The sequence below is a fragment of the Micromonospora sp. HM5-17 genome (assembly GCF_003762835.1).
GTDB lineage: Bacteria > Actinomycetota > Actinomycetes > Mycobacteriales > Micromonosporaceae > Plantactinospora.
The window spans coordinates 182994-199218 of sequence record NZ_RJWA01000009.1 but is presented as its reverse complement, the minus strand read 5'-3'; the positions used below and the strand labels follow the sequence as shown (position 1 = coordinate 199218).

9 protein-coding genes and 3 pseudogenes are annotated in these 16225 nt (G+C 73.3%); 6 read left to right on the top strand and 6 right to left on the bottom strand.

The window, feature by feature from the left end:
* Positions 1–18: 18 nt before the first annotated feature.
* Both EF879_RS22970 and EF879_RS22965 read right to left on the bottom strand, forming a co-directional pair.
* Positions 19–1428, bottom strand: coding sequence for a class II fumarate hydratase (locus EF879_RS22970; RefSeq protein ID WP_199736573.1), 1410 nt, complete (start codon positions 1426–1428; stop codon positions 19–21).
* 42 nt (positions 1429–1470) lie between these two features.
* Positions 1471–4665, bottom strand: a complete 3195-nt coding sequence (locus EF879_RS22965) for a BTAD domain-containing putative transcriptional regulator (protein ID WP_123561976.1) — start codon at positions 4663–4665, stop codon at positions 1471–1473.
* 354 nt (positions 4666–5019) lie between these two features.
* On the opposite strand from EF879_RS22965, the gene EF879_RS27355 reads away from it, so the two are divergent.
* Complete coding sequence (locus tag EF879_RS27355) at positions 5020–5169, top strand: hypothetical protein (protein WP_158624257.1); 150 nt, start codon at positions 5020–5022, stop codon at positions 5167–5169.
* A 273-nt stretch (positions 5170–5442) separates the two neighbouring features.
* Here EF879_RS27355 and EF879_RS22955 read toward each other — a convergent pair whose 3' ends face one another.
* From EF879_RS22955 to EF879_RS22945, 3 genes and pseudogenes are all read right to left on the bottom strand, one after another.
* The gene (locus EF879_RS22955) at positions 5443–7113 is read right to left on the bottom strand and encodes a fumarate hydratase (RefSeq protein WP_123561971.1); all 1671 of its coding nucleotides are present in this window, start codon (positions 7111–7113) and stop codon (positions 5443–5445) included.
* A 113-nt stretch (positions 7114–7226) separates the two neighbouring features.
* Positions 7227–8648, bottom strand: coding sequence for a PQQ-binding-like beta-propeller repeat protein (locus EF879_RS22950; RefSeq protein ID WP_233604677.1), 1422 nt, complete (start codon positions 8646–8648; stop codon positions 7227–7229).
* Positions 8649–8825: 177 nt separating this feature from the next.
* Positions 8826–10115 (bottom strand): annotated as a pseudogene (locus EF879_RS22945) (MFS transporter); the annotation flags it as partial.
* Between the two features lie 119 nt (positions 10116–10234).
* On the opposite strand from EF879_RS22945, the pseudogene EF879_RS22940 reads away from it, so the two are divergent.
* A pseudogene (locus tag EF879_RS22940) lies at positions 10235–11212 on the top strand (DUF5937 family protein); the annotation flags it as partial.
* Between the two features lie 119 nt (positions 11213–11331).
* Here the strand turns inward: EF879_RS22940 and EF879_RS28335 are convergent.
* Positions 11332–11802 (bottom strand): annotated as a pseudogene (locus tag EF879_RS28335) (Lrp/AsnC family transcriptional regulator); the annotation flags it as partial.
* 226 nt (positions 11803–12028) lie between these two features.
* On the opposite strand from EF879_RS28335, the gene hppD reads away from it, so the two are divergent.
* Genes hppD through hisC form a run of 4 tightly spaced genes read left to right on the top strand, consistent with a single transcriptional unit; the run spans position 12029 to position 16215 of the window.
* Positions 12029–13243 carry a 4-hydroxyphenylpyruvate dioxygenase gene (gene hppD, locus EF879_RS22930; RefSeq protein ID WP_123561967.1) on the top strand — a complete coding sequence of 405 codons (1215 nt, stop codon included), beginning with the start codon at positions 12029–12031 and terminating at the stop codon, positions 13241–13243.
* An 11-nt stretch (positions 13244–13254) separates the two neighbouring features.
* Positions 13255–14031: an RDD family protein gene (locus EF879_RS22925; RefSeq protein WP_123561965.1), complete on the top strand. Its 777-nt coding sequence runs from the start codon at positions 13255–13257 to the stop codon at positions 14029–14031.
* Between the two features lie 28 nt (positions 14032–14059).
* Positions 14060–15100 (top strand): RDD family protein, encoded by a 1041-nt coding sequence (locus EF879_RS22920; protein ID WP_123561963.1) that lies wholly within the window; start codon positions 14060–14062, stop codon positions 15098–15100.
* Entirely contained in the window at positions 15097–16215 is a 1119-nt protein-coding gene (gene hisC / locus EF879_RS22915; protein WP_123561961.1) for a histidinol-phosphate transaminase, read from the top strand. Before EF879_RS22920 ends, hisC begins: the two co-directional genes overlap by 4 nt.
* Positions 16216–16225 lie beyond the last annotated feature (10 nt).

Here is a 16225-nt window from a genome sequence, read left to right as displayed (position 1 = left end):
CAGCCACTCACCGAGGAGTCAGGGATGTGTCATCCGGAGCACGTCCAAGGCGTCGTCGAGCTGCTGCTCGGTGAGGCGGCCGTCCTCCACGTGACCGCGTTCGATCACCACCGCCCGGATCGACATCTCCTTGGCCAGCGCCTCCTTGGCGATCGAGGCCGCCTCGTCGTACCCGAGGTAGCGGTTGAGCGGGGTGACGATCGACGGCGACCCTTCGGCGTACGCCAGGCAGACGTCAACGTTGGCGACCAGCCCGACCACGCAGCGGTCGGCGAGCAACCGGCTCGCGGCGGCCAGCAGCCGGATCGACTCCAGGACGTTGCGAGCCAGCACCGGCAGCATCACGTTCAGCTCGAAGTCGCCCTGCGAGCCGGCAAACGCGACCGCGGCGTCGTTGCCGATCACCTGCGCGCAGACCTGCCGCACCGCCTCGCAGACCACCGGGTTCACCTTGCCCGGCATGATCGACGACCCGGGCTGGAGGTCGGGGATCTGCAACTCGCGCAGCCCGGCGCGGGGTCCGGAACCCATCCACCGGATGTCGTTGGCGATCTTGTAGAGCCCGACGGCGTACGTCTTGAGCTGTCCGGAGACCTCCACCAGGGCGTCCCGGGCCCCCTGCGCCTCGAAGTGGTTGCGAGCCTCGGTCAGCGGCAGCCCGGTCATCTCACGCAGCTTCTCGATCACCTTCGGCGCGAATCCGACCGGAGTGTTGATGCCGGTGCCGACGGCGGTCCCGCCGAGCGGCAGCTCGGCGAGGCGGGGCAGGCAACCCTCCAGCCGCTCGATCCCGTACTGCACCTGCGTGGCGTAGCCGGAGAACTCCTGGCCCAGCGTCACCGGCGTGGCGTCCATCAGGTGCGTACGCCCCGCCTTCACCACCTCGGCGAACTCGTCCACCTTGGACTCCAGCGTGAACTGGAGGTGGCGCAGCGCGGGCAGGAGGTCGTGTACCACCGCCTGGGTGGCGGCGAGGTGGATCGAGGACGGGAAGACGTCGTTGCTGGACTGCGACGCGTTGACGTCGTCGTTCGGGTGCACCTCCCGGCCCAGCTCCCGGGCGGCGAGGGTGGCGATCACCTCGTTGGCGTTCATGTTGGACGAGGTGCCGGAGCCGGTCTGGAAGACGTCGACCGGGAACTGGTCGTCGTAGCCGCCGTCCGCGACGTGCGCCGCCGCGGTCGCGATCGCCTCGGCCACGTCCGCGTCGATCACCCCCAGCTCGGCGTTGGCCCGAGCCGCCGCCCCCTTGATCTGGGCCAGCGCCCTGATGTGGGCCGGTTCCAGGCCGCGCCCCGAGATCGGGAAGTTCTGCACCGCGCGCTGGGTCTGGGCCCGCCACAGCGCCTCGACGGGAACCTCCACCTCGCCCATGGTGTCGCGTTCGACCCGGTAGCCGGTCGCCTCTGGTGTGCTCACGGCTACCATCCTGCCCCGCGGCGCGCCGCCCCGCAGATGATCGCGGTCACCTCACCCCGGATCGCCGTCCACGGCCCGGTCCAGCTCCTGCAGGCGTCGCCGCACCTCGTGCTGCTCCGGGGACTCGGCCTGGACGTACAGGGCCAGCGCCCGGGTCCAGTACGACCGGGCCGCGGCCGGGTCGGTCGGGCGCAGGCAGGCGGCGATGCCGTCCAGGGCCCGGGCCTGCTCGGGCAGGCACTGGATCCGGGTCGCCGCGTGCAGGGCCTGGTGATGCAGCTCCAGCGCGGCACCGACCTCCCCGAGATCACGCAGGTCCCGACCCAGCAGGTTCCGGGCGGTGCACTCGCCACCCCGATCCCCCGCGTCCCGCATCGCGGCGAGCGCCGCCCGGTGTCGGGCCGCCGCCTCGGCCGGCCGCCCACAGGCGCGCTCGACCGCGCCGATCTCGTTGAGCAGGTCCCCCTCGGCGAAGTGGTTGCGCAGCGTCCGCAGCACCCGCAGGGCCGCGTACATCCGGCTCAGGGCCGCGTCGTACGCGCCCATCCGGCCGTACACCGCGCCGATCCCGCCGAGGGTGTCCGCCACCACGTCGATCTTGCCGTGCTGCCGGGCCAGGAAGAGCCGGTTCCGCAGCACCCGCAGCGCGTCGGCGTACCGGCCCAGCTCCATGTAGCCGTTGCCCAGGTTGGTCAGCGCGTTGGGCATCGTGCGCCAGTCGTCCGTCTGCCGGGCCAGCGCCAGCCCGTGTTCGAGATGCCGTACCGCCTCGCTGGTCCGGCCCAGCATCATCAGCGGCAGGCCGAGGTTGACGTACGCCATGGACAGGCCGGCGACGTCGCCGAGCCGCTCCCAGATCGCGATGACCACCTGGAGCGAGTCCGCCGAGCGCTGGAACTCGCCCAGCCGGAAGTACGCCGACGCCAGATAGTTGTGCATGGTGGCGATGCCGCTGTCGTCGCCGAGTGCCTCCGCGGCCCGCAGCCCGTGGGTGTGGGTCTGGATCAGCTCGTCGAGGTGGCCGCCGACGTACAGCTCCCGCCAGTTGGCTCGGGCGAGCTGCCAGCCGTACCGGTACAGCCCCTGCTCGACGGCGAGGATGACCAGCGGGACGAGGTTGGCCCGCTCGGCGTCCAGCCACCCCCGCCCCTGGCGGGCGGAGACCGCCACCAGGTCGGGCCGGGCCGGCTTCCCCGGTACGACCGAGCGCAGGTTTCCGGACGCCTCGAACGTCGCGCTCACCTCGACCGCGGTGTGCAGGCAGAAGTCGAGCAGCGCCCGCACCGCCTCCCGCCGGTCCGGCTCGGCGTCGGCGACCACGGCCAGCTCGGCGGCGTACTGCCGGACGAGGTCGTGGAGCCGGAACCGGCCGGCGTCCACCTCGTCGACCAGGTGGGCGTCGACCAGCTCGTCGAGATGCTCCCGGGCGGCCGCCAGCGACAGCCCGGTCAACGCCGCCACCGCGCACCGATCGAACCCCTCGCCGGGGTGCAGCCCGAGGCGCCGGAACGTCCGCTGCACCGGTCCGGGCAACTGCGCGTACGACAGCGCGAACGCGTCCACCAGGGTGCGGTGCTCGACCGCGAACTCGGCCAGTACCGGCCGGTCCTCCTCACCGAGCCGTTCAACCAGGTCGGCGACCCGCCACCGGGGCCGGTGCGCCAGCCGGGACCCGGCGAGCCGGATCGCCAGCGGCAGGTAGCCGCAGCGGCGGACCACCTCCGCGGCGGCCTCCGGTTCGGCCCGGATCCGCTCCGGACCGGCGATCCGGGCCAGCAGTTCGACCGCCTCGCCGGGCTCCAGCACGCTCAACGACTGGGCCCGGACCCCGTCGAGCCCGACCAGGCGCCGCCGGCTGGTGACCAGGGTCAGGCAGCCGGCCCCCGCCGGCAACAGTGGACTGACCTGGGCGGTGCTCGCCGCGTTGTCCAGCACCACCAGCGCCCGTCGGTTGGCCAGTTCGGTCCGCCACAGCGCGATCCGGTCGGCGTGGTCGGCCGGGATCCGTTCTCCGGGGATGCCGAGCTGGCGCAGCAACGCGGCGAGGGCGGTGGACGGGGTGAGCGGACCCCGCACGCTGTGGCCCTGGAGGTCGACGAAGAGGTGCGCGTCCGGGTACCGGGGGCCGAGCGCGGTGGCCAGGTGCACGGCGAGGGTCGTCTTGCCGCTGCCCGGCATGCCGTCGATGACGTAGACGGCCGGAACGTCCGGCCCGCCGTCCTCGATCTCCTTACGCAGCCGCGCGACGGTGTCCTGCCGGCCCGTGAAGTCCGCGATCGCCCGGGGCAGGCAGCGGACCGGTGGCCGGGACGCCGGTGCCGGGCTCCCCTGGGCCCCGGTGGTGGGGAGGACCGCCTCCTCGGCTCCGACGCTCCCGGTGGGTTCCGGGCCGCCGGCCTCCCGGATGGCGACGCCCGCCTCCGGATCGGCGACGCGTCCGCCGGCCTCGCCGCCCGGAGCCCGTCCGCTCTCCTCCCGGCCGGGGACACGGTCGGCCGCGTCCCCGGCGGGATCGTCTCCGGCGAGCAGCCGCCGCTGGATCTCCCGCAACGCGGCGCCGGGCTCGATGCCGAGTTCGCCGAGCAGAATCTCCCGGCCGGACCGGAACACGGCGAGCGCCTCGGCCCGCCGGCCGCTGTCGGCGAGCGCCAGCATGAGCTGGCCACGAAGTCGCTCCCGCAACGGGTGTCGCTCGACCAGCTCGGTCAACTCGGCGACCAGGTCACCCGACCCGCCGAGCCGCAGCTCCACCTCGAAGCGCTCCTCCAGCGCGAGCATGCGCTGCTCGTCGAGGAAGGCGGCGCCGCGCCGGACCGCCGCGCCGGAGAGTCCGGCCAGGGCCGGGCCGCGCCACAGCGCCAACGCCGCCCGGTACGTCTCGCCCGCCGCCACCCACTCCCGTGCGGCGGCGGCAGCCCGGGCCTCGGCGACCATCCGCTCGAACACCTGGGCGTCGAGGTCGTCCGGACCGATCTCGACGCGGTAGCCGGCGGGACCGGTGACGATGGTGTCGCCCGGCACCCCGGCGGTGGCGAGGAGCCGGCGCAGTCGGGACACGCAGGTCTGCAACTGCCCCCGGGCGGTGACCGGTGGCCCGGTCTCCCACACCGCGTCGACCAGATCGTCGACGGGGACCACCTGGCCGGCGTGCAGCAGCAGCATGGCGAGGACGATCCGGTCCCGGTTGGCCGTCACCACCGACTCACCGCCGCCCACCTGGAGCGGGCCAAGGATCCCGAATCGCATGGCATCTCCCTGACCGTGGTGGTGTCCGGCAGCAGGGTAACCCGCCGGTCACAGTCAGCAGAATCGAGATGAGAGCGAGGTGGCAGCGGATCGATAGCGCAGGCGGTGACACTAGCCTGCGGGACGCATAACAGCACGTAATCGATACCGACGGGGGCGGTGCGTCCGCTCCGCCACGGCGCGCGGGTGGACGCACCGATTCGGAGCGATGCCCTTCGCCGGCTTCCACACCTGAGGGAGACGCCACTGATGGACGCCGCCGCAGCACCCGCGACGGGCCGGACGGCACCGGCCGTCGGGGACGTTCTCCACTTTGCCGAGTCCGACTACTGTTACGGGGTCGGCCCGCTTGTGTTGCGCGTCACGCGAGTCGGCGCGGACCTCCGCCACTACCCACAACTCGAATGGCTGTCGCTGCACGGCGTGGAGTTGCGCCAGGACGGCAGCACCGGGCCCGAACGCCAGGTGCTGGTCCGCACCAGCGCGCTGCCCTCCGCCGCCTGAGCCGTACCAGCCCGACCCGCGCCGGGCGGAGACGGCGGGCTGCCGGGTCGCTCGTGGGACGGCCCGGCAGCCATGGCGTTCGCGGCGATCATCGGTCCACGCCGATTCCGGTGTACCCGGCGGACGGTGCCGCACGCACCGTCGCCCCGCGGGCGGCCCGCCGACAGCCGGCCCGGCGGTCGTGGATCCACACCGGCCGACCGCGGTCGGCTCCGCGCCCGACGCCGCCCGGTTCCACCCGGCCGGCCCCACGCGGCCGGCCGGTGTCCGTGGTCAGCGCCGGCCGATGGTCAGCACCGGCTTGGTCACCTCGGCGAAGAAGTCGTTGCCCTTGTCGTCGACGACGATGAAGGCCGGGAAGTCCTCCACCTCGATCTTCCAGACCGCCTCCATGCCGAGTTCCGGGTATTCCAGCACCTCGACGTGCTTGATGCAGTCCTGGGCGAGCCGGGCCGCCGGGCCGCCGATCGAGCCGAGGTAGAAGCCGCCGTACTGCTGGCAGGAGCGGGTGACCTGAGCGGAGCGGTTCCCCTTGGCCAGCATCACGTACGACCCGCCGGCTGCCTGGAACTTCTCCACGTACGCGTCCATCCGGCCCGCGGTGGTCGGGCCGAACGAGCCCGAGGCGTAGCCCTCCGGGGTCTTCGCCGGGCCGGCGTAGTAGACCGCGTGGTCCCGCATGTACTGCGGCATCGGCTCACCGGCGTCCAGCCGCTCGGCGATCTTGGCGTGCGCGATGTCCCGGGCCACCACCAGCGGGCCGGTGAGGGAGAGCCGGGTCTTGACCGGGTACTTCGACAGCTCTGCCCGGATCTCGTCCATCGGGCGGTTGAGGTCGATCCGCACCACCTCGGTGCCCTGGTCGAGCTGGGCGTCGGTGACGTCGGGCAGGAACCGCGCCGGATCCGTCTCCAGCCGCTCCAGCCACACCCCGGACGGGGTGATCTTGCCCATCGCCTGCCGGTCGGCGGAGCAGGAGACCGCGATCGCGACCGGGCAGGAGGCACCGTGCCGGGGCAGCCGGACCACCCGGACGTCGTGGCAGAAGTACCGGCCACCGAACTGCGCACCGATGCCGAACTGCCGGGTCATCTCCAGCACCTCGGCCTCCAGCTCCAGGTCGCGGAAGCCGTGCCCGAGCAGCGAGCCGGAGGTGGGCAGGTTGTCGAGGTACTTCGCCGAGGCGAGCTTCGCGGTCTTCAGGGCGTACTCGGCGGAGGTGCCGCCGACCACGATCGCCAGGTGGTACGGCGGGCAGGCCGAGGTGCCGATCAGCCGCAGCTTCTCCTCGAGGAACTGCATCAGCCGGGTCGGATTCAGCAGCGCCTTCGTCTCCTGGTAGAGGAACGACTTGTTGGCCGAGCCACCGCCCTTGGCCATGAAGAGGAACTTGTAGGTGTCCGGATGCCCGTCCGGGTCCTCGGCGTAGATCTCGATCTGGGCCGGCAGGTTGTTGCCGGTGTTGCGCTCCTCCCACATGGTGAGCGGGGCGAGCTGGGAGTACCGGAGGTTGAGCCGGGTGTACGCCTGGTAGACGCCCCGCGAGATCGCCTCCTCGTCGGATCCGTCGGTCAGCACGTGACGGCCGCGCTTGCCCATGACGATCGCGGTCCCGGTGTCCTGGCACATCGGCAGGACCCCGCCGGCCGCGATGTTGGCGTTGCGGAGCAGGTCGAGCGCGACGAAGCGGTCGTTCGGCGAGGCGGCCGGATCGTCGATGATGGCTCGGAGCTGGGCGAGGTGTGCCGGTCGCAGGTAGTGGGCGATGTCGTGCATCGCCTCGGCGGTCAGTGCGGTGAGCGCCGCCGGCTCCACCGTCAGGAAGCGCCGGCCGCCCGGCCCGTGGACCACGTCGACACCCTCGTCGGTGACCAGGCGGTACTCGGTCTGGTCGGCGCCGACGGGCAACAGGGGAGAGTAGGAGAACGCCGCGCCACTGCTCATAGCCGGCAAGCCTAGGACAGTCCGCCCAGTCCGTCCCACCCACCGGGTCGACCGTGCGACACCGCTCTCATCCGGCCGCCCCGGCCCGTCGGGCTCGCCGTCCCCCGCCCGGATCAGCCGGCCTTACCACCGTTGGCCGGCGGACACGCCGGCTGTTTCGGGCCACCGCAGTCCGGCCCGGCGCCCGGATCGGGGTACGGCCCGCCCGGCGCCGGCCCGCCGGACGCACCGCCGAAGCGGACGTATCCGAGGTCGCGGCCCTCCCCGATCACCATGCCCGCCGGTCCCACCGCGAGCACCTTCGCCGAGGAGCGGACGCTGGCGAGTTCGCGTCCGCTCCGCGGGTCGAGCGCGATGATCCGGTCCGGGTCACGGTCGATCAGCACCGCGGCGTACGGGGCGAGCGCGGCGCCACCGTCCGGGTGGAGCGGCCGGGTCCACCGGGGCCGGTCGATGCCGAGTTCGTGCCCGGTCACGGTACGTCGGTCGGCGGAGCGGGTCAGCGCGTACCGGTCGTCGACGGCGAGGAGCTTCTCGCCCCTGCCGCCGGTCCAGAGGGCCCGACCGTCGTACGCGTCGATGACCGTCTCCCGACCGTCCGGGGTGACCCCGACGATGACGTTCTCCCCGCCCTGCGGGTCCTCCCGCTGCGGGCAGCCGGCGCCGTCGGCGGTCCGCAGGTTGAGCCCGTCGCGCCGCCACACCTCCAGCCCGGTCACCGGATCGCGGGCCACCACGGTGAAGTAGCAGGTGCCGTCCGCGCTGCGGGCCTCGATCCGCAGCATCCGGCCGCCGACCACCACGATCCGGTCCCGCGGCCCCGGCTCGATGTTCTGCACGGTCCGACCCGTCGCGGTGTCGACGACGTGCACCCGCCCGTCGACGGGGAAGCCGATCAGCGGCGGCATCTCCACCGGTCCGGCGGCCCCGTCGTGCACGTCCCGGGTCGTCAGCCGCCGCGTGCCCTGCACCTCGGGATTGCCGGCGAGCGGCCCGGTCTCCACACCCGGCAGGAACGTGTTCCAGATCGGGGTCGTCCCCCGCGGCTCGTACGCCGTCAACTGGCAGTCCCGCGGGTCCCGGCAGCGCGCGTCGAGCACGGCGTTGCGGTACGTCCAGACCCCGGCCGCCACGGTGTCCCTGCGCCGCACCGCCCCGGTCTCGGGGTCCAGCAGTTCGTAGCCCTTGCTGAGCAGCTTGCCGACCGCGATGACGGCGTCCCGGTCGCCCCCGGCGACCGCCGCCCAGTCCGCCTTCCGCTCCCAGAGCCGCAGGCCGGTGGCGAGACTGCGCGCCTCCACCCGGGTGCGGTAGCGGATCACCACCGTGTTGCCGGCGATGGTGACGTTCTGCGGCGTGCCGCCGATCCGCTGTTGCCAGACGACGTCGGGTTCGGCGAGGGGACGGTCGCGGTTGACCCAGCCCCACACGCCCGGAAACGGGTTCCAGACGTTCGTGGCGGCGAGCACGATCACCGCGATCAGCGCGACGGCCAACGAGATCTTCGGACCCAGGCCGGCGCTCCCCTTCGCCATCCCGTTACCGTAAACGAGATCGCCCGGCAAGGGCGGCTAGGGCGTTTTGTCCGTGTCGCTGGCAGGAACACGCAGCTCGGGCGCGGGAGCGGGCCGGTCCGTCGGCCCGGCGTCGGGGTGGGGCGCCGGGGCGTCCGCCGGGGATGGCGAGGAATCGGGGTCCGGGTCGGCCGCGGTGGGCTCCGGACGCAGCTGGGGCCAGAGCAGCCCGGTCGCGATCAGCGACGCGACGCCGGCGAGCGCCATCACCGTGCCGGGCGCGAGCACCTCGGCGAGCGCGCCGGCGAGGCCGACAGCGAGGCCCTGCGCGGTCATCATCCCGGTGCTGAGCAGCCCAAACGCCTGGCCGCGCCGTGACTCGGGCACCGCGGCGAGGAAGCGCCGGGCCAGCCCGAGCTGGTAGCCGAAGCCGAAGGTGGCCAGCGCGAAGAGCGCGGTGGCGACCGCCAGTCCGGGTCGGGTGACGAAGGCCAGCATCGGCGTACCGAGCAGCAGGGCGAGCCACGGTGTCAGTCGCTCCCGTCGGGCCGGCGCGACCCACCGGCCCACCACGAGTTCCCCGGTCAGCATGCCGAGCGCGGAGGCCGCGAGGAGCGCTCCGGCGCCGGCCGCGAGCCCCAGCTCCGAGACGTACGGCACGATCACGCCCTCGGCGGCCACAACCAGGTCTCCGGGCAGCCACTGGGCCAGCAGCAACCCCCGGATCCGCGGGTCGGCGAGGAGGAGTCGGTTGACCCGCCAGGTCTCCCGGACGACGCTCACGCGCCGCTCTGCGCCGCCGCCTCGCTGGGCGGTCGGGGCCGGCGCGGCTCCGTCGGCGCCGGCCGGCGCCGCCCCCGTCGCGGACCGGGCCGGACGGGCCGCGAGGCCGAACCGGGTCAGGAGTGCCGAGACCAGACAGGTGGCGGCGGTCAGCCACAGTGCACCGTACGGGCCGACCAGGTCGAGGAGCAGGCCTCCGGCCGCGAACCCGAGCACCTGGGTCGCGCCGGCGGCGACCGTGAAGAGGGAGCGGCCGAGCACGTAGGCGTCCCCGGCCAGCAACTCCGGCAGCAGGGCGTTACGGGCCGCCGTGCTGGCCGGCGCGACGAGCCCGACGGCGAAGACGAGCCCGAGCATCCCGGCCGGGGGCAGGACCCCCCAGGCGAGCACCACGACGCTCGCCATCCGCAGCAGGTCGTAGCCGACCAGCAGGGCCCGGGGTGGCCACCGGTCGGCGAGGGAGATCAGGAGCATGCCACCCAGGGCGTGTGGCAGGAACCCGACCACGTACGCGAACGCGGAGAGCAGCGGCGACCCGGTGCGGTCGTACACCAGCACGGCGAGGGCGAGCATCTTCGCCGTCTCGCCGACCATGAAGACGCCGAAGCCGGCGAGGAGCGCCACGAACTCGGGTACGGCCAGCACGGTCCGGAAGGTGGCCGGCCGCTCCCCGGCGACGGTCTCACGACTGCGGGAGGGGGTCACCGCACCAGGGTCACCGGGGGAGGACGGGACGACCATGGTTTCGCCCACCAGCGAAACGTCGGGGTCTGCGGACGTACGCCCGGCGGCTGCCGGAGGGGATCCTCCCTACCCTGGAAGACGTGCGGATCGAGGTCACGCCGGCCGATGTCGCGGCGAGTCGGTTCGCCATCTCGCCGCTCGGCGAGACGATGGCGGCGCTGCGGCTGCACGCCGGCCAGAGTTCGTCGGCGGTGCTGCGACCGTGGCTGGCCCGGACCCGGGAGCGCTACCTGCGGCTGCGCCGGGAGTACCCGGCGGTCGCCGCGCTGCTCGGGCTGCTGCGCCGCAACGGGTACAACGCGGACTTCATCCAACCGCCCCCGACCGGGATCGGGATGAGCTTCGCCGACGAGCTCGCCGTGGTCAGGGCCACCCCGGTCGAACAGGCCCGGGACGAGCTGGCCCGGAACCTGGCCGGGCACCCGAACCCCCCGGCGTACGCCCAGCGGCTCCTCGCGATGTCGGATGTCGTGGCCCGGATCGCCGAGGCGATCGAGGCGGCGTGGGTTGCCCTGGTGGCGCCGGAGTGGCCTCGGCTGCGGGCGATCCTCGAACGGGACGTGGTGCAGCGGGCGGGACAGCTCGCCACGTACGGCTGGGCGGCGGCCCTGGCCGACCTCGATCCACGGCTGCGCTTCGTCACCGACCGGCACGGCAGCCGGATCGACATTCGGCACCAGGACCGGGGCACGTACGCCCTGGCCGGCCGGGGACTGCTCTTCGTGCCGAGCGTCTTCGGTCCGATGATCACCTACGTCGACCCGCCCTGGCCGTACGCGATCGTCTACCCGGCCCGGGGCGTCGCCGACCTGCTCGGCCCCCCGCAGCCGGACCGCAGCCCGGAGGCGCTGGACCGACTGATCGGCCCGACCCGGGCGGCGATCCTGCGGGCTCTGGCCGTTCCCGCCACGACCAGTCAGCTCGTCGCCCAGCTCGGCACGGGTCTGGGCAACGTCGGTGGGCACCTCGCGGTGCTGCGGCAGGCCGGCCTGGTCAGCCGCATCCGGATGGGCCGGTCGGTCCGCTACGAACGCACCTCGCTCGGCGACGCGCTGGCGGCCGAGGCGGCGGAGCCGGGGCCACCGGGGCCGACCGGCCCCGAACCGCCGGGGTCGGCGACGGGCGCCCCGCCGGACCCGGCCGGAGACGCCGCCCCGGAGCCGGCGGGGCCCGGGCCGGCGATCGAGCGCAGCAGTGGCAGGACCCGGTAGGGGATCTTCTGCGCGAGCGCGATGATGCTCGACGCCCGGGCGATCCCCTCGTGCGACATGACCTGGTCGAGCACCCGCTGCAGGTCGGCGTTGGAGCGGGCGACGATCCGGCAGAGCACGTCGCCGGAGCCGGTGATGGTGTGTGCCTCCAGTACCTCGGGTATCGCCCGCAGATGGGTCGTCACCGGATCGTGGCCGTGCCGCTGGTTGATCTCGAGCGTGACGAACGAGGTCACCCCGAAGCCGACGGCGGCCGGATCGACGTCCGGTCCGAAACCCTGGATGACGCCCCGGGCGATCAGCTTGTCAAGCCGGGCCTGCACGGTGCCACGGGCGACCCGCAGCCGCCGCGAGCACTCGAGGACCCCGATCCGGGGTTCGGCGGCGAGTAGGTCGATCAACCTGACATCGAGCTGATCGAGCTGGACATCCTGCATAGCAGTAACGGTAGTCGACCGTACTAAATGCACAACCTGCTCAGCGGTTTCCGGATGTGTTGCCCAGGTGGCCACCGGCCGCGATGCTCACGGAAACGGCCGCGCCGCCCCGGGGAACCCGGGTGACGCGGCAGGCAGTGGCGCGGCTCGCGGACACGCCGCGACGCCCGCGCGGGGAGACGGCCGTGCCGCCCGGCCGGCCGCGGTATGTCAGGGAGGCACGACGATGACCAGCGCACTCCAGCAGCCCGCCACCACCGGCGCGGAGCCCGACGTCGACGTGGACCGGCTCATCGGCGCCGTCGCGCACGACGACTCCACCGACCCCTTCCCGGTGCAGGGCATCGACCACATCCGCTTCGTGGTCGGCAACGCGAAGCAGAGCGCGCACTACTACTCGACCGCGTTCGGCATGACCTGCGTCGCCTACCGTGGGCCCGAGCAGGGCTACCGCGACTACGCGGAGTACGTGCTGACCAGCGGCTCCGCCCGGTTCGTCTTCACCGGTGCCGTCCGGCCCGACGCGCCGGAGGCCGCACACGTGACCAAGCACGGCGACGGCATCCGCGACATCGCACTCGAGGTGCCGGACGTCGACGCGGCGTACGCGTACGCCACCGCACAGGGCGCGACCGGCCTGGTCGAGCCGCACGACCTCACCGACGAGCACGGCACGGTACGGGTGGCCAGCATCGCGACGTACGGCGACACCCGGCACAGCCTCGTCGACCGCTCCCGGTACGACGGCCCCTTCCTGCCCGGGTTCGTCGCCCGGCCGCCGATCGTCGACCGGCAGCCGATGATCGATGCCGGCGTCCAGCCCAAGCGCTTCTTCCAGGCCGTCGACCACGTGGTCGGCAACGTCGAACTGGGCAAGATGGACGAGTGGGTGGAGTTCTACCGCCGGGTCATGGGCTTCACCAACATGGCCGAGTTCATCGGTGACGACATCGCCACCGAATACTCGGCGCTGATGTCGAAGGTGGTCGCGAACGGCACCCGCCGGGTGAAGTTCCCGCTCAACGAGCCGGCGATCGGCCGCCGCAAGTCCCAGATCGACGAGTACCTGGAGTACTACCAGGGTCCGGGTGCCCAGCACATCGCGGTGGCGACGAACGACATCCTGGCCAGCGTCGACGCGATGCGGGCGGCCGGCGTCGAGTTCCTGGACACCCCGGACTCGTACTACGACGACCCGGAACTGCGGGCCCGGATCGGTACGGTGCGGGTGCCGATCGAGGAGCTGAAGAAGCGGCGGATCCTGGTCGACCGGGACGAGGACGGCTACCTGCTCCAGATCTTCACCAAGCCGGTGCAGGACCGGCCGACGGTGTTCTTCGAGCTGATCGAGCGGCACGGATCCCTCGGTTTCGGCAAGGGCAACTTCAAGGCGCTCTTCGAGGCGATCGAGCGGGAACAGGCGGCTCGCGGAAACCTGTAACACTGTCCGACGTGACCGAGCAGGTTCCCCCGTCGACGTCGTCCGGCGAGGGCCGGCCACCGGCCGGCCCGTCCGCCACCACGCCCGTACCGCAGCCCCGGCCGGCGGATCAGCCCGTCCCCGGCGGCCAGCCCGGACACCCCGCCCCCGGCGCCCCGCCGGGCCAGCCGGTCACGCCCGGGTACGCCGCCCCCGGCGCCCCGCCGGGATACGGCACGCCACCCGGTTACGGCGCCCGGCCCGGCCACCCGGTGCCGGGCCCGCCGCCGACCAGCCCGGGCGGGCAGCCGCTCGCCTCGTTCACGGACCGGCTCCTCGCCGTGTTGATCGACGGCGCCATCCTCGGCGGGATCGGCCTGGTCTGCGCGATCCCCGCGGTGATCATCTTCTTCGTCGCCGTCGGGCCGGAGCTCACCGCCGTCGAGTACCAACCGGACGGCACCGTCGCCACGCCGGACCTCGCCGCCATCATCGTGCCGTTGCTCCTGATGGAGGCGGCCCTGTTCGCGGTGATGCTCGTCGTGCAGTACGTCTACTCCGTCGAGATGTCACGACGTACCGGGCAGACCGTCGGCAAGCGGGTGATGAAGATCCGCATCGCGCCCCTCGACCCGACCGGGTCGCTGACCCGGGGCGTCCTCGCCCGCCGCTTCCTCGCCCAGCTCGGCTGCGGCCTGGTTCCGGGGATGAGTTACGTCGACGGCCTCTGGCAGCTCTGGGACAAGCCGTACCAGCAGTGCCTCCACGACAAGTTCGCCCGGACCGTGGTGGTTAAGGTTCCAGCGTGAACGTCAGGACTGAACCGAGGTCGTCGCGGTGACGGTGCAGCCGGGTTGGTACCCCGACCCCGCCGACCCGACCACGCAGCGGTACTGGGACGGCGAGGGCTGGATCGGCGCGCCGCTGCCCGTCGACGCCACCCCACCCCCCGGTCCGCCGCCGGCCGAGCCGGCCCCGGCCTCCGCGCCACCCGTCGGGGGCGGAGCCCCGGGCTCCCCGGCGAGCCCCGCGCCCGGCACCCCCGGCGCCCCACCCTCGGCCCTTGGCTCGCCCGCCCCGCCGGCTCCGCCCGGAATCTCCGGCCCCGGCGTCCCGCCGTCGTACGGACCCGGCCTCCCGCCGTACGGTGGCCCGCCCGGCCCACCGTCGGGTTGGCCCCCGGGCAGCGCCCCACCGCCGGGCTGGCCGCCGAGCCGGTACCCCGCCTGGGCGGGACCGCCACCCCGGCCGCACGGGCTGGAACTGGCGCCGCTCGGCGCCCGGCTCGTCGCCCGGCTGATCGACATCAGCATCGTGTTCCTGCTCAACGTCCTGGTCAACGGCTGGTTCGTCTGGCGGTTCGTCCAGGAGATCGAGCCGATCTCCCGGGAGATCAACCGGTGGCTCGCGTCCGGCGGGACGGGTCCGCTCACGGTGCCGCAGGCCAGCCGGCAGGCCGACTGGCTACAGGTGGTGATCCTGCTCATCGCGGTCGCGCTCTGGTTCGCCTACGAGGTGCCGTCGGTGGCCAACACCGGGCAGACCTTCGGCAAGCGCGTGATGGGCATCAAGGTCGTGCCGGTGTCGGAGACGGAGCGGGTGAGCTTCGGCCGCTCGTTCCGGCGCTGGAACATGCTCGGCCTGCCGGTCTTTCTCTGGAGCTGCTGCGGGATCGGCTTCCTGATCCAACTGCTCGACTGCGGGCTCCCGGCGATCGACCGGCCGCTTCGGCAGGCGCTGCACGACAAGCGCGCCCAGACCGTCGTGGTCCAGCTTGCCCGCACGGCGCCCCCACCGGCCGCCCCACCGGCATCCCCCTCCTCGCCCGCCGGCCCCACCGGCTCCCCCACCGACCGCTCTGGAGGCACCGAGTCATGACCAGCCCGACCCCCGACCGGACCCCCCGCACCACCCGGCTGACCCGGGCCGACCTCGACGCACTGCCGAGCTACGTGCCCGGACGCAACCCCGCGGACCTCGCCCGTGAGCTGGGGTTGCCCGAGGCGATCAAGTTGGCCAGCAACGAGGTGCCGTACGGTCCGCTTCCGGGGGTCGTCGAGGCGGTCGCCGAGGCGGTGGCGGGGACGCACCGCTATCCGGACATGGGCGTGGTGGCGCTCCGGGACGTGCTGGCCGAGCGGTACGGGGTCAGCCCGGACCGGATCGCCACCGGCTGCGGGTCGGTGGCGCTCGCCGAACACCTGGTCCGGGCGACCTGCCTGCCCGGGGACGAGGTCCTCTACTCGTGGCGCTCCTTCGAGGCGTACCCGATCATCGTGGCGACCAGCGGCGCCTCCAGCGTACGGGTGCCGAACGACGCCGGCCACGGGCACGACCTGGCGGCGATGGCGGCGGCGGTGACCGACCGGACGAGGCTGGTCTTCGTCTGCAACCCGAACAACCCGACCGGGACCGCGCTACGCCGGGCCGAGTTGGACCGGTTCCTCGCCGCCGTCCCCGACGACGTGCTGGTGGTGCTCGACGAGGCGTACCGGGAGTTCGTCACCGACCCCGAGGTACCGGACGGGCTGACGACGTACGGGGACCGGCCCAACGTGGTCGTGCTGCGTACCCTCTCCAAGGCGTGGGGGCTGGCCGGGCTGCGGGTCGGCTTCCTGGTCGGCAGTCCCGAGGTGGTCGGTGCCGTACGCAAGGTGATCACCCCGTTCTCCACCAGCCTGGCCGCCCAGGCCGGGGCGATGGCCGCGCTCCGACAGGCCGACGAGGTACGCCGCCGGTGCGCCCTGGTGATCGCCGAGCGGGAGCGGGTGACCGAGACGCTGCGCAAGCGGCTACCGGCCGGCGTGACCGTTCCGGAGAGCCAGGCGAACTTCGTCTGGCTGCCGCTCGGCGACCGGGCGGTGCCGTTCGCCCAGGCCTGTGAGGCGCGCGGGGTCATCGTGCGGCCCTTCGCCGGCGACGGGGTTCGGGTCACCATCGGCACCCCGGCCGAGAACGACGCCTTCCTCGCCGCGGCCGAGACCGCCCTCTGATCGGGCGGGC